At 60.9% G+C, this 12792-nt stretch carries 13 protein-coding genes; 11 read left to right on the top strand and 2 right to left on the bottom strand.

Annotation, left to right across the window (positions count from 1 at the left end; genetic code table 11):
• Positions 1–266 (top strand): hypothetical protein (locus DCO57_RS23735; RefSeq protein WP_208978059.1); only part of this gene is annotated, 266 nt, incomplete at its 5' end.
• A gap of 410 nt (positions 267–676) precedes the next feature.
• Here DCO57_RS23735 and DCO57_RS20170 read toward each other — a convergent pair.
• Positions 677–1582, bottom strand: a complete 906-nt coding sequence (locus tag DCO57_RS20170) for a LysR family transcriptional regulator (RefSeq protein ID WP_116700719.1) — start codon at positions 1580–1582, stop codon at positions 677–679.
• 236 nt (positions 1583–1818) lie between these two features.
• Here DCO57_RS20170 and DCO57_RS20165 point away from each other — a divergent pair, with 236 nt between their 5' ends.
• The 9 genes from DCO57_RS20165 (at position 1819) to DCO57_RS20125 (ending at position 9737) form a co-directional block, all read left to right on the top strand.
• On the top strand, positions 1819–2775 hold the full coding sequence (locus DCO57_RS20165; protein WP_116700718.1) for a dihydrodipicolinate synthase family protein: 957 nt from the start codon (positions 1819–1821) through the stop codon (positions 2773–2775).
• A 32-nt stretch (positions 2776–2807) separates the two neighbouring features.
• Positions 2808–3350, top strand: a complete 543-nt coding sequence (locus DCO57_RS20160; RefSeq protein WP_116700717.1) for a 3-hydroxyanthranilate 3,4-dioxygenase — start codon at positions 2808–2810, stop codon at positions 3348–3350.
• A gap of 83 nt (positions 3351–3433) precedes the next feature.
• A complete protein-coding gene (locus DCO57_RS20155) occupies positions 3434–4603 on the top strand; it encodes an ABC transporter substrate-binding protein (RefSeq protein WP_116700716.1) in 1170 nt (389 codons plus the stop codon).
• 90 nt (positions 4604–4693) lie between these two features.
• On the top strand, positions 4694–5608 hold the full coding sequence (locus tag DCO57_RS20150) for a branched-chain amino acid ABC transporter permease (RefSeq protein ID WP_116700715.1): 915 nt from the start codon (positions 4694–4696) through the stop codon (positions 5606–5608).
• A 3-nt stretch (positions 5609–5611) separates the two neighbouring features.
• Positions 5612–6583 carry a branched-chain amino acid ABC transporter permease gene (locus tag DCO57_RS20145; RefSeq protein WP_116700714.1) on the top strand — a complete coding sequence of 324 codons (972 nt, stop codon included), beginning with the start codon at positions 5612–5614 and terminating at the stop codon, positions 6581–6583.
• Complete coding sequence (locus DCO57_RS20140; RefSeq protein ID WP_116700713.1) at positions 6580–7335, top strand: ABC transporter ATP-binding protein; 756 nt, start codon at positions 6580–6582, stop codon at positions 7333–7335. The genes DCO57_RS20145 and DCO57_RS20140 overlap by 4 nt, the downstream gene beginning before the upstream one ends.
• Entirely contained in the window at positions 7329–8030 is a 702-nt protein-coding gene (locus DCO57_RS20135) for an ABC transporter ATP-binding protein (protein WP_116700712.1), read from the top strand. Before DCO57_RS20140 ends, DCO57_RS20135 begins: the two co-directional genes overlap by 7 nt.
• The gene (locus DCO57_RS20130; protein WP_116700711.1) at positions 8017–8823 is read left to right on the top strand and encodes an aspartate dehydrogenase; all 807 of its coding nucleotides are present in this window, start codon (positions 8017–8019) and stop codon (positions 8821–8823) included. Before DCO57_RS20135 ends, DCO57_RS20130 begins: the two co-directional genes overlap by 14 nt.
• Before the next feature lie 23 nt (positions 8824–8846).
• Positions 8847–9737, top strand: a complete 891-nt coding sequence (locus tag DCO57_RS20125; protein ID WP_116700710.1) for an alpha/beta hydrolase — start codon at positions 8847–8849, stop codon at positions 9735–9737.
• 85 nt (positions 9738–9822) lie between these two features.
• Here the strand turns inward: DCO57_RS20125 and DCO57_RS20120 are convergent, their stop codons facing one another.
• Positions 9823–11253: an NAD-dependent succinate-semialdehyde dehydrogenase gene (locus DCO57_RS20120; RefSeq protein ID WP_116700709.1), complete on the bottom strand. Its 1431-nt coding sequence runs from the start codon at positions 11251–11253 to the stop codon at positions 9823–9825.
• Between the two features lie 439 nt (positions 11254–11692).
• Here DCO57_RS20120 and DCO57_RS20115 point away from each other — a divergent pair, with 439 nt between their 5' ends.
• Positions 11693–12784: an ABC transporter ATP-binding protein gene (locus DCO57_RS20115; protein ID WP_116700708.1), complete on the top strand. Its 1092-nt coding sequence runs from the start codon at positions 11693–11695 to the stop codon at positions 12782–12784.
• Positions 12785–12792: the final 8 nt, after the last annotated feature.

Raw genomic sequence — 12792 nt, 5'->3', positions numbered from 1 at the left:
CCTTCATTGTCCAGCACAAGGCGTACCGCTCGTTCGCGTACTTCAGGGGAAAACTTGTTCGTCGTTTTGCTCATCGTGCTCCATCCTACTCAGGAGTTGGAGCCTCCGGCAAACCCGGCGCGGTTCAAAACTGTAAGATTGGTTCAGCAAAACACACCATCAAGAGGGCGCTTCGGCGTCTCTTTTTCTTTTTGCCGCCGGGAGTTATTCGACCCATCGCCAGGACGCGCACCCTGCGGGTGTTCATACTCTCCAGCAATACGTAGATGCAGGAGAAGCCAATGCCGGTTTCCGTTCGACCACTGATGAACCTTTTCGCTTTCAAACAGCGCTTGGCTGAGCGGCGATATGCGAAGGAGATGAAAGAGAGGGCCAACGATTGGTACTCGCTTGTCGTCCCGCTGCAAAACGGTCCCAACAAATTTGCAAAGTCACTCGATATTGCTGGCGTGTCGTTGGTCGCCGGGCAAGAAAATGTTCAACACTCCATTTTGGTGCCATTGTGCAATAACCATGAAGATGGGGTAATTGCACTAGAATATATAACAAAGCCGATACAGCACCTCTCAGAAGGAAGTTTGTTCTGCAAGGCCCGATCCGATGGCAATGGAGCCGGTCATCAAAATCCGGGCCCCGGATTCATGGATGACAACCTGACGATTCCGGCTGCCGCGGATCAAAGAACTTCCGGCACCATCTCGCGCACGATCTTGCGCAGCAACGGGCGCACCGCCGCACTGGCGGGCGATGCGGTGCGTTCTCGGCCCGACACGATGCTGACCTGCCGCGTGATATCGGGTGCCGTCAGCGGACGGGCCGCGATACGTCGGCCATTCAGGGCTGCAAAGGCATAGGTCGGCAGCACGGCAACGCCGGCCCCGTTTTCCGCCAGTGACAGAGCGGTATGGATCTGGTGAACATCCAGATGGGGACGCAAGGGCAGGCCCACGCTTTCGAACCCAATTTCGGTCAGCACACGAATGTTGCTCTCGCGGCTCAAGGCTATGATCCTGTGGTCTCCGAGAAGCTTCCAGGGAACCTCCTCATGCACCTGTAGCGGGTGCCCTTCCTCCATGAAGACCATCATCCGGTCCGCCAGGATATCCTGCTTTTCCAGACCGTCCTCATCGCCGGTAAAGGTCCCCACCCCCAGATCGCACAGGCCATTGCGAACCCGCGGCACGATGAGATCCGTTCCCACGTCTTCGATCCGGATCTTCAGATCCGGATAGACCTTCGCGACCTCCTGCAGCAGACGCGGGAGCACGGTCGCGCCCAGCAGGGGCGGAGCGGCAATGCGCACCAGCCCCAGGCGCAGCTGGCTCAGGTCGCGAACCGCCTCCACGGCTCTTTCGATTTCCTCCAGTCCGGGAAGCGCATTGTCCGCGAAAATACGCCCTGCTTCCGTCAGTTCGACACGGCGCGTCGTCCGGTCGAAAAGACGCACGCCAAGCAATTCCTCCAGATCCCGGATGGCATGGGACACCCCCGCCTGACTGGTCCGCAACCGCTCGGCCGCCCTGGAAAAATTGCTGAGCTCGACCACAGCCTGAAAACACTTGATCTGACGAAGATTCCACATACGTGCTTATCCATACTGATTTCAGTATGAATATATTCATAATCGACAGGTTCTTGAATAAAAAAATCTCCTGCTTAATGGAACGGACAAAACAGGACTTTGGCCGGCCAGAGCGGCCGGAACAGCCTGATAGAAAAGCAATATTCGGTCACGGCCGGCGACGGCCGCGATCCCATCGGAAGACAGGCCGGAATCCGCAACGGGCCTTTCTGTCCGGCGGCGGACCAGGAGCAGCAATGAAATACGACCGCAAAGACGCCAAGTCTTATTCCAGGGCGACCATGCGCGGCATCTGGGCCGCTGCAAACACCCCGTTCACGCCCGCCGGCGCCATCGATGAAGACGGCTTCCGAAAGAATGTGGACCATTGGGTCAACGACCTGGGCATCGAAGGCCTGTTCATCGCCGGCAAGCAGGGCGAGTTCTTCTCCATGTCGGTGGAAGAACGCAAACGCATGATGAGCCTTTCGGTCGAGGCCACCCAGGGCAAGGCCCAGACCATCATGTCCTGTTCGGACCAGAACATGGATGTGGTGATCGATCTGGCCAGACACGCCCAGGATTGCGGCGCCGACTATATTGTCGTTCACGCTCCCGTCCTGCACTTCCTGAAGGCCCAGGACGAAACCCTCATCCGCTATTACGAGACCATCGCATCCAAGGTCGACATCGGCATGGCGCTCTGGTCCCATCCGGACAGCGGCTATCTGATGAGCCCGGAACTGTGCAATCGGCTGGCCGATATCGAGACCGTCGTTGCGATCAAATATTCCGTGCCACGTCCGATGTACCAGAAGCTGACCGAGCTGGCCGCAGACCGCATCCTCGTGTCGACCGCGTCGGAAAAGGAATGGCTCGACAACATTCTGGAGCTGAACTGGCAGCTTTATCTCTGCTCGTCTCCTCCCTACACCCTGCAGACGGCCAGGGACCGGCGCATGGACGAGTACACCCGTCTTGCCTTTGCCGGAAAGGTGGCGGAAGCCAGGGCCGTCAGTGCGTCACTGGACAAGGTCCGCGACGCGTTCCAGTCCACCAAACCGGCTGAAAAACCGACAGCCCACCAGAAATACTGGCAGGAACTGCTTGGACAGGTCGGTGGACCTGTTCGCGCGCCCATGCTGGAGCTGACCGGGGAAGAAAAAATAAAAATCCGGGAAGCCTTCGAAACCTGCGGACTTAACCTATCCTGAGCATCAAAATTCCTTCCCAGAGGACACAGAGAATGGCCAAGCTGAGCGCTTTCAATTTTCAGAAGTGGATCGACGAGCACAAGCACCTGCTGCAGCCACCCGTGGGCAACCAGCAGATCTGGAAAGATGCGGACCTGATGGTCACCGTTGTCGGTGGACCGAACCGCCGCACCGATTATCACGATGATCCGGTGGAAGAATTTTTCTACCAGTTGAAGGGCGACATGCTCCTGAAACTCTATGACGGCAAGGAATTCTACGACGTGCCGATCCGGGAAGGGGAAATCTTCCTCCTGCCTCCGCATGTGCGCCATTCGCCGCAGCGCCCCCAGGAAGGCTCCATCGGTCTCGTCATTGAGCCGGCACGGCCGGAAGGCGAGCTGGATGCCATCGAATGGTATTGCTTTGAATGCGAGGCACTGGTGCACCGGGACGAAGTGGACCTGGAGTCCATCGTCGATGACCTGCCGCCCATCTACCAGAAGTTCTACGCTGACGAGAACCTGAGAACCTGCCCGCAATGCGGCACGCTCCACCCGGGCAAAACAGCGCCCGAAGGGTGGGTAAAGCTCTAGAAGCGTCTCTCCGCCCCTTCCGGGGCAGGAAACAGAAAGTCGCAGAGAGCCTCCTTAAACGACCAGACATATCGGGGAACATCATGACCATTCATAAATATGCGTTGGCTTTGGCGCTGACGCTGGGCACGACACTTGCGTCCCACGCCCAGGATCCCGTCGAGATCGGCATGATCACGACACTGTCCGGACCTGCCGGCTATCTTGGCCAGGACATCCGCGACGGCCTCCAGCTCGCCATCGATGCGGAAGGCGGAAAACTGGGCGGCGTGGATGTCGAACTCGTCGTCGAAGACGATGCCCGCAAGCCGGCGAACGCCCGCCAGATCGCCGAACGCTTCGTATTCGACGATGACATCAAGCTGGTGACCGGCATCATCTTCTCCAATATCGCCGGCGCCGTGGTGCCCGATGTTGTCGACAGCGATGCCATCTACATCAGCCCGAACGCGGCCCCGTCCACCTTCGCGGGCGAGAATTGCAACGCCAACTACTTCGTCACCTCCTGGCAGAACGACTCCCTGCACGAGGCATCGGGCATCGCGGCCAAGGAACTCGGATACAAGAACGCCTTCGTTCTTGCGCCGAACTACCAGGCGGGCAAGGACGCGGTCACCGGCTTCAAACGGATGTTCGGCGGTGAAATCGTCGGCGAGATCTATACCCAGCTGGATCAGACCGACTATTCCGCCGAGATGGCACAGATCCGCGCGGCCAAGCCGGATGTGGTGTTCCAGTTCCACCCGGGCGGCCTCGGCATTGCCTTCCTGCGCCAGTACCAGCAGGCGGGCCTGCTTGCGGAAATCCCGATGGTTCTGTCCGAGCCTTCAAGCGATGCGGTCATTCTGAACGCCCTGGGCGATGCGGCCATCGGCCTCAAGACCACCGCCCACTGGAGCCCGGATTTCGACAATGCAGCCAGCAAGGAAATGATGGCTGCCTGGAAGAAAGCCTATCCGGATCGCCCGCTGACCTATTACGCCACCCAGGGCTATGACACCGGCCTCGCGATTGCCTCCGCCCTCAAGCAGACCGGCGGCATCGACGATCTGGACGCCTTCAAGGACGCCCTTCGCAAGGCCGACTTCCAGTCGGTGCGCGGCAACTTCAGCTTCGGTCAGAACCAGCACCCGGTTCAGGACTGGTACCTGCTTGATGTTGTTGCCGGTGAAGACGGCAAGCCGACGACCAAGACCGTGCGCAAGCTGGTCGAGAACTACGGCGACGTCTACGCCAAGGACTGCAAGCTCTGATCTGCGGGTTCCTGAAAAGGGGCGGTTGAGACCGCCCCTTTTCTTCTCCTGTTCCACCTTCAGCCGATCGGAACATCTCAGGTACGCGCAATGACCCTCATTTTCGAACAACTGCTCAACGGCCTGCTGTACGGCGTCATGCTCTTCCTCATGGCGGCCGGTCTGACCCTGATCTTCGGCATCATGGGCGTCATCAATCTGGCGCATGGGTCTCTCTACATGGTGGGCGCGCTTGCCGGCGCCTGGGTCGCCAATGCCACCGGGAATTTCTGGCTGGGACTGCCGGCGGCCATGGCGGCCTCCCTCCTGGTCGGCCTGATCATCGAGATGACCGTGATCCAGCGGCTGTATGACCGGCCTCACCTCGACCAGGTGCTGGCCACTTTCTCGCTTATTCTGATCCTGAACGAACTTGCCGTGTTGCTCATCGGTCGCCAGCCGATCTTCCTGCAGTTGCCGGAAGCCCTCACAGATCCGATCGAATTGCTGCCCGGCCTGCCCTATCCGCCTTTCCGGCTCCTCATCATCCTGGCCGGACTGCTCGTCGCTCTCGGACTGTACGTACTGATCAACCGGACCCGCATCGGCATGCTGGTCCGCGCGGGCTCCACCCATCGCGACATGGTTCGTGCGCTCGGCGTCAACATCAAGGGGCTTTACACGGCCGTCTTCGGCCTCGGCGCCCTGCTTGCCGGACTTGCCGGTTTCATGATGGCTCCCATCGGAGCCGTTCAGATCGGCATGGGCGAACAAATCCTGCTGACCACATTCGTCGTCGTGGTGATCGGCGGCGTGGGCTCTGTAAAGGGCGCTTTCGTTGCCGGGATCGCCCTTGGCGTGATCGACACGTCCCTGCGCGCCTTTCTCCCCGGATTTCTGCGTCAGATCATGGATGGACCGGATGCCGACGCGCTGGGTCTCGGCATTGCCTCCATGGGGATCTATCTGCTGATGGCGCTCGTTCTTCTCATCCGGCCCAAGGGCCTGTTTCCGATGAAAGGGTAAGTCATGCCGCGAAAGCTACTCCCCCTTCTCCTGATCGTTGCCCTGGCCTGCCTGCCTTTCGTTGCCGACTGGCTCGACCAGCGTGCCCTGCAAAGCCTCGTTGCGCGTATCATGATCTATGCGATCGCCGCGGCGAGCCTGAACCTTATCCTCGGGTTTGGCGGCATGGTGTCCTTCGGCCACGCAGCCTTTTTCGGCCTGGGAAACTATGCCGTCGGCATCCTCTATTTCCATTTTGCCGACTCGACATCACTCTTCGGCTTCATTCCCGGAACCGATAATTTCCTGATCACCTTTCCGGCCGCCATCCTGGTCGCCGGCCTTTTCGCCCTGCTGATCGGGCTGCTGGCACTGCGCACCGAGGGCGTCCAGTTCATCATGATCACCCTGGCGTTCGCGCAGATGATCTTCGCCTTTTTCGTATCCCTCAACGGCTATGGCGGGGACGACGGCCTGATCATCCGGAAAGCCAACACGCTTTTCGGAATGAGCCTCCGAAACAAGACGACGATCTACTACGTGATCCTGGCCGTCGCCGTCGGCTACTTCTTCTGGCTCCACCGGGTCAAGGGATCATCCTTCGGAAACATCCTTGCAGGCATCCGCCAGAACGAGAAGCGGATGGTGGCGCTCGGCATCAATCCCTTCCGCTACAAGCTCTTCGCCTTTGTCCTGGCCGGAATGGGCGCCGGCGCGGCCGGAGCGCTGATGGCTGTCTTCCTGCGTTTCGCCAGCCCCGACACCCTCGCCTGGACCAAGTCCGGTGAATTCATGATCATGGTGATCCTCGGCGGGGTCGGCAGCTTCGTCGGTCCCATCTGGGGGGCGGCCACCTTCCTTGTCCTGCATGACTACCTCGCCAGCTGGACCGAGCATTGGCAGCTCTTCATGGGTCTTCTGCTTCTCTTCGTCGTGCTTCGCACCAAGGGTGGCATTGCGGGTGCCATCGAGTCCTTTCGTGCGAGGTTCAAATGACCGCCGCCCTTGAAATCAGGAATCTCTTCAAGCACTTCGCCGGCCTGACGGCCACGGACAATGTCTCCCTGACGCTCAAGACCGGTCAGATCCATGCCCTGATCGGCCCCAATGGCGCAGGCAAGTCCACCCTGATCAACCAGCTCGCGGGCACCTTGCCGCCCGACAGCGGCCAGATCTTTCTGGAAGGGCAGGACATCACCCTGCGCCACCCGGCAGAACGGGTCCTGCTGGGGCTGGGGCGCACCTTTCAGGTAACCAATCTGCTTGGAGAGTTCACGGTCCGCGAGAATCTGGGCATTGCCGTTCAGGCAAGATGCGGCCGCACACTGCGGATCCTCGACCGGATCTCCGGGGTCAGGACCATCTGGGACGAAACGGACGCGACCCTCGCCGGGACAGCTCTGGAAGCGCGCGCCGGCACGGTGGTCGATGACCTTTCGCACGGAGAACGCAAGCAACTGGAACTGCTTGTCGCGCTGGTGGGCAAGCCCAAGGTGCTGCTTCTGGACGAACCCATGGCCGGACTCGGGCATGCGGAAAGCCAGGACATGATCCAGGCGCTGGAAAAGCTGCGCGGCCAGGTCACCATCCTGCTCGTCGAACACGACATGGAAGCTGTCTTCGCCCTGGCCGATGAAATATCGGTGCTGGTCTATGGCAGCCTGTTGATGACCGGTACAGCAGACGAGGTCTCCAGCAGCAAAGAGGTCCGAGAGGCCTATCTTGGAAGCGAGGATTCCCCATGCTGAACGTCGAGGGACTGCAGGCCGGTTACGGTCACAGCCAGGTGCTGTTCGACATCAACCTGAAGGTCGCCAGGGGGGAGCTTGTTACCCTCATGGGGCGCAACGGGATGGGCAAGACCACGACCATTCGCACGATCATGGGACTGCTGTCGCCCAAAAGCGGCACCGTTACCATCGGCACGAAGAACACCACCGCCCTCGCTCCGGAGAAGATCGCCCGGACCGGACTCGGCCTCGTGCCGGAGGGCCGCATGGTCTTTCCCTCGCTGACCGTTCGGGAAAACCTGGTCGCAACGGCGGCCAACCGGCAGAAGCGCTCCGATCCCTGGACGCTGGAGCGTGTCTTCAAACTGTTTCCGCGCATGCAGGAGCGCCAGCAGCAGGCCGCAGGCACCTTGTCCGGCGGCGAGCAGCAGATGCTTGCCATTGGCCGCGCCTTGATGACCAACCCGTGGCTGCTGATCCTGGACGAAGCCACCGAAGGCCTTGCTCCGGTAATCCGCGCCGAAATCTGGGATGTGATCCGGCACCTGCGCCGGGAAGGCCAGTCCATTCTTCTGGTCGACAAGAATATCGCGGTGCTGCGCCGTCTGGCGGACCATCATTTCGTCATCGAGAAAGGACGGACGGTCTGGTCCGGCTCGAACACGGATCTCGAGCGTGATTACGAACAGGTGCAGGGCTATGTCGGCATCTGAGAAAATCTGCATCATCGGCTGGGGCGCCATCGGCAAACGGGTAGCGGATCTGCTCCGGGAGCGGAAGTCGCCGACAGAGATCGTTGCAGTCGCCGTGCGCGATCTTGCCTGCCCACGACCGGACCTGCCCGAAGGGGCGAAGGTGATCGCAGCACCGGACTCCCTTGCCACATGCGGAGCGACCCTGGCCGTCGAAGTCGCCGGGCGCGGCAGTGTGCTGCCCTACGGGCGGGCCGCGCTCTCCGCCGGAATGGACTTTGCGGTCAGTTCCACCTCCGCATTCGTGGAAGAAGCGGCCTTGTCCGAGCTTGTCCGCCTGGCGGAGCGAAACAGCTGTCAGATTCTGGTGCCTCCCGGAGCCCTGGGCGGGATCGACGCACTGGCGGCCGCATCCCGGTTGGGACTGACAAAGGTCGAGCATCGCATCGTGAAGCCGGCACGGGCCTGGGCCGGCACAAAGGCCGAAGACCTCTGCGATCTGCACAATCTGACGCAAGCCTGCCCCTTCTTTGTCGGCAGCCCTCGGGAAGCAGCTGACGGCTTTCCCAAGAATGCCAATGTTGCCGTCATTTCCTCGCTTGCGGGCATTGGAATGGACAAGACACGGATTGCGCTCGTCGCAGATCCCCAGGCCAGCATGAACCGTCATGAAATCCATGCGGAAGGAGAATTCGGCCTGCTGGACATCACCATTCAGAACCGGCCGCTGGCTTCCAATCCGAAGTCTTCCGAGATGACCGCGCTCAATCTCGTGCGGCTGATCGAGAGCCGCCGCGCACCCCTGGTTCTCTGACGTCTCATTTCGAGGGAAATTCCATGTGCCAAGATGCCCGCAAGCTCATCCAGGAGGGCGGATGGACCCGCGACCTGCTCGACAGGGATTACGACGCACGGGCGACCGTGGGAGAGGGTTTTTCCGATGAAATGAAGGCCTATCTGAGCCATTCGGATGCGGCACGCGCCGGGTTCCAGGCCCATGAAGATGTCGTCTATGACCCCGTGAGCGGTCAGAAACTCGACATTTTCAAGCCGGACGAACCGGGTGGGCCTTTCCCGGTCTTCGTCTTCATCCATGGCGGATACTGGCGCGCCCTGTCCAAACGCGAGTCTGCCATGATGGCGGGCACGCTGGCAAAGGCCGGTTACGCGACGGTCGCGATCGATTACGCGCTTGCACCCGACACCCGGCTGACCGAGATCCTGCGCCAGGTTCGCCAGTCTCTGGCTTTTCTCTGGAACGAGGGGAAGGCTTTCAATCTCGATGCAGGCAAGATCCATGTCGGCGGCAGCTCTGCCGGGGCCCATCTGGCCGCCATGACCCTGACGACGGACTGGCAGAGCCGGTTCCAGGTGCCATCGGATCTGGTCAAGTCCGTCCTTCTCCTGAGCGGGCTCTATGAACTCGCTCCGATTGCCGCCAGCTTTGCACAGGACTGGCTTGCGCTTTCCGCTGCCGATGTGGCCGATCTCAGCCCCTTGCGTCACCTGCCGGCCCGGTCAGGGCCCGTGCTGGTCGCCTGGGCCGAGGGAGACGCCCCCGGGTTCAAAAGACAGTCCCTGGGTTTCCACGAAGCATGGAAAACGGCAGGCCTCCCCGGCCGAGCTCTGGAAATAGAAAACTGCAACCATTTCAATATCCTGCTGGAGTTGAGCAGGGACGACAGCCGGCTGACGAATGCCCTTGTGCACATGATGCAGACCGCCTAGCGCGGCCAGCGGCAGTCATTGCGGCCAGACACGAAAAAGGGCGGTGTTTTCACCCGCCCTGTCCGTGTGCTCTGCGTTTGACGTCTCAGTCGATCTGATGGGAGATGTTTTTCACCTGAACATAGTGGTGCAAACCTTCCGCGCCGCCTTCCCGTCCCAGTCCGCTTTCCTTGACGCCACCGAAAGGCGTTTCCGCGCGGGAGGCTTCAAGCGTGTTGATGGAGACATTGCCTGCTTCCAGGCCACGGCACAGCTTGTCCACATTGGCAGAGGATTTGCTGAAACCATAGGCAGCCAGGCCGAAGGGAAGGGTGTTGGCCCTTTCGATACCGTCCTCGACGGAGACGATCGGATTTATGATGGCCAGCGGGCCGAAAGGCTCTTCTGCAAGCACGCGGGCACCGTCCGGAACACGTCCCAGGGCCGTCGGTGCGAAGAAATACCCCGGACGTTCATACCGATGGCCCCCGCAAAGCAGCTGCGCTCCCTTTGCGACCGCGTCATCCACCAGTTCCTGCAGAGCGGCAATACGTCGGTCGTTTGCCACCGGTCCCATATCCGTGTCCGGCTCCATTCCATGGCCAACGGTCAAGGACCTGACTTTGCCAAGAAACGCCTCGACGAATGGCTCGTAGATGCTCTCGTGTACGAAGAAGCGGGTTGGCGAGGTGCACACCTGTCCGGAATTCCGGTATTTCCGCGTGGCGCAGGCAACCCCGGCAGCAACAGGATCCGCATCTTCGCAGACAATCACCGGGGCATGACCGCCAAGTTCCATGAGAGCCGGCTTCATGTGGCGGGCGGCGATCTCCGTGAGATGCTTGCCCACGGCCGTTGAGCCGGTAAAGGCAACCATCCTGACCTCCGGGTTCGGAATCAGGGTTTCCGAAATCTCCGACGGAATGCCGAAAACCAGGTTCAGCACGCCGGCCGGCAATCCCGCATCCTCAAACGCCCTGGCAATATGAACCACGCCGGTCGGCGTTTCTTCCGAGGCCTTGATGATGATGGAACAGCCACTGGCAAGGGCCCCGGCAATCTTGCGCGCCGGCTGGCTCATGGGAAAGTTCCAGGGGGTGAAGGCAGCAACGACCCCGATCGGCTCGTGAACGACCATATAGCGAATGCCCTGGGCGCTCGGGATGACCCGGCCGTACAGACGAAGGGCCTCGCCGGCATCCCACTCGAAAAACTCCGCGCCCCGGATCACTTCCAGTCGCGCTTCCTGCAGGGACTTGCCGTTTTCCAGCGTGATCGAGCGGGCAATCTCCTCCTGCCGTTCACGCATCAGGGCAGCGGCCCTCATGATGACATTGGCACGATGTTCGGGAGAGGTTCTGCTCCAGATTCTGAAGCCTTCACGGGCTGCTTCGACAGCCTCCTGCAAATCGGAGACACTTGCAACCGCCACCTGCCCCAGCACTTCCTCATTGGCCGGATTGATGATCGGTTGCGTGCGCTCGGTTTTCCGCCAGCGTCCACCGACATAGAGATGGACATCCTTCGTATCTGTCATTGTGAAAGCCCCTTGGACGGATGGAAAGCACTGAGGGTCCGACGCATCGGTCCTCCCTGCCTTCATCCATGCCCCCCGGGCTCTCATATAACAATCCACATAGATCGAATGAATTCATGTCAATTTCAGATTAATACCTCCCTCCCCTCACACACCCCGAACAGCCCCGGATGTGAGCGCCCTCTTCCCTCCCCCTGAGACAGGCAAACTGCCGTCGCGGCCACAAGCTGGTCCGAGCGGCCGGCCGAAGGGGCGGCGCCATACGACGCCACCCGCGAGCAACCGGCCGTGGCCGCTTGCCTGAAGCAGATCGGCCACCGGCAAATGCGGTGCGGACCGTACCTTCATCAAACTGACATGCAACCGATACACAACTGTCGCAAACTCGAACTAAAAGGTGGTCGATTTTGCATAACCCCATGACCGGCAAAGATGTTTAATGATCACCAAGCCGCCTGCCGCCTCAGGCAACCCTGCCTTGTCCCTGCACTCCATTTCCATGAGTCTTGGCGGCAACCGCGTGCTCGACCGGATCAATGTGGATCTGGCCGAGGGGGAAGTCCTCGGACTGCTCGGCCCTTCCGGCTGCGGAAAGACCACCCTTCTGCGCCTGATCTCCGGTCTGCTCCTGCCCGATGAAGGGGAAATCCGGATTGCCGGCTCCACGGTGGCCGCACCGCAGACGGGGATCGCCCTGCCGCCGGAACGGCGTGGACTGGGCATGGTCTTTCAGGACTATGCCCTGTGGCCGCATATGTCCGTCGCAAAGAATGTCGCCTTCCCGCTGGAAATGCAGGGCGTGCGCGCCGGCACCTGCAAGGACCGCGTGGTCCGGGCCCTCGACCGGGTCGGGCTGGGGGCCATGGCCGAACGCCGTCCCTCGGATCTTTCCGGCGGACAGCAGCAACGGGTGGCGATAGCCCGGGCGATCGTTGCCGAGCCGCCGCTGGTGCTCTTCGACGAGCCCCTGTCCAATCTCGATCGCGAATTGCGCGAAACCATGGTGGACGAGATCGCCGACCTGGTCGCCGAGCTCAGGCTCAGCGCGGTCTATGTGACCCATGATCACGGTGAAGCCCTGACGCTCGCCAACCATGTCGCGGTGATGCGCGAGGGCGGGATCGAACAGCTGGCCAGTCCCGATGAACTGGTCAACCACCCGAAGACCGCCGCGGTCGCCGATTTCCTGCGTCTCGGCTGCCTTTTACAGGCCACGCGTGGTGCCGACGGCTGGACCATAAACGGCACGGATCTGAGCTTCCCGGCGGAAACGATTGCCGGCTCGCAGGCACAGGTACTGCTGCCGGAAAAGGCGCTGCGCCTGGATGCTTCCGGCCCGATGACGCTCAGGACGCAAGTCGTGCGGTCCCAGGCGCGCAGCACCGGCCATGCCCTGATCCTTCGCCTGGCCGGAACGGATCACGTGATCCGGCTTCTTTCACCCAGACGCGCGCGCACCGGCGATGGTGTCGACCTTTCCTTTGCCCCCGAAGACCTGCGCTGGTTCCCGGTTGGGGAACCAGTCCATTAAATGGAGAC

This window comes from Labrenzia sp. 011 (assembly GCF_003075075.1).
In the GTDB taxonomy this organism is placed as follows: domain Bacteria; phylum Pseudomonadota; class Alphaproteobacteria; order Rhizobiales; family Stappiaceae; genus Roseibium.
The sequence above is the reverse complement of the archived record's forward strand: the minus strand, read 5'-3'. Positions and strand labels throughout refer to the sequence as shown.

Bases quoted from the DNA above. Each gene is read 5' to 3' on its own strand.
- DCO57_RS20170 (WP_116700719.1), bottom strand. From the start codon at position 1,582: ATGTGGAATCTTCGTCAGATCAAGTGTTTTCAGGCTGTGGTCGAGCTC.
- DCO57_RS20165 (WP_116700718.1), top strand. From the start codon at position 1,819: ATGAAATACGACCGCAAAGACGCCAAGTCTTATTCCAGGGCGACCATG.
- DCO57_RS20160 (WP_116700717.1), top strand. From the start codon at position 2,808: ATGGCCAAGCTGAGCGCTTTCAATTTTCAGAAGTGGATCGACGAGCAC.
- DCO57_RS20155 (WP_116700716.1), top strand. From the start codon at position 3,434: ATGACCATTCATAAATATGCGTTGGCTTTGGCGCTGACGCTGGGCACG.
- DCO57_RS20150 (WP_116700715.1), top strand. From the start codon at position 4,694: ATGACCCTCATTTTCGAACAACTGCTCAACGGCCTGCTGTACGGCGTC.
- DCO57_RS20145 (WP_116700714.1), top strand. From the start codon at position 5,612: ATGCCGCGAAAGCTACTCCCCCTTCTCCTGATCGTTGCCCTGGCCTGC.
- DCO57_RS20140 (WP_116700713.1), top strand. From the start codon at position 6,580: ATGACCGCCGCCCTTGAAATCAGGAATCTCTTCAAGCACTTCGCCGGC.
- DCO57_RS20135 (WP_116700712.1), top strand. From the start codon at position 7,329: ATGCTGAACGTCGAGGGACTGCAGGCCGGTTACGGTCACAGCCAGGTG.
- DCO57_RS20130 (WP_116700711.1), top strand. From the start codon at position 8,017: ATGTCGGCATCTGAGAAAATCTGCATCATCGGCTGGGGCGCCATCGGC.
- DCO57_RS20125 (WP_116700710.1), top strand. From the start codon at position 8,847: ATGTGCCAAGATGCCCGCAAGCTCATCCAGGAGGGCGGATGGACCCGC.
- DCO57_RS20120 (WP_116700709.1), bottom strand. From the start codon at position 11,253: ATGACAGATACGAAGGATGTCCATCTCTATGTCGGTGGACGCTGGCGG.
- DCO57_RS20115 (WP_116700708.1), top strand. From the start codon at position 11,693: ATGATCACCAAGCCGCCTGCCGCCTCAGGCAACCCTGCCTTGTCCCTG.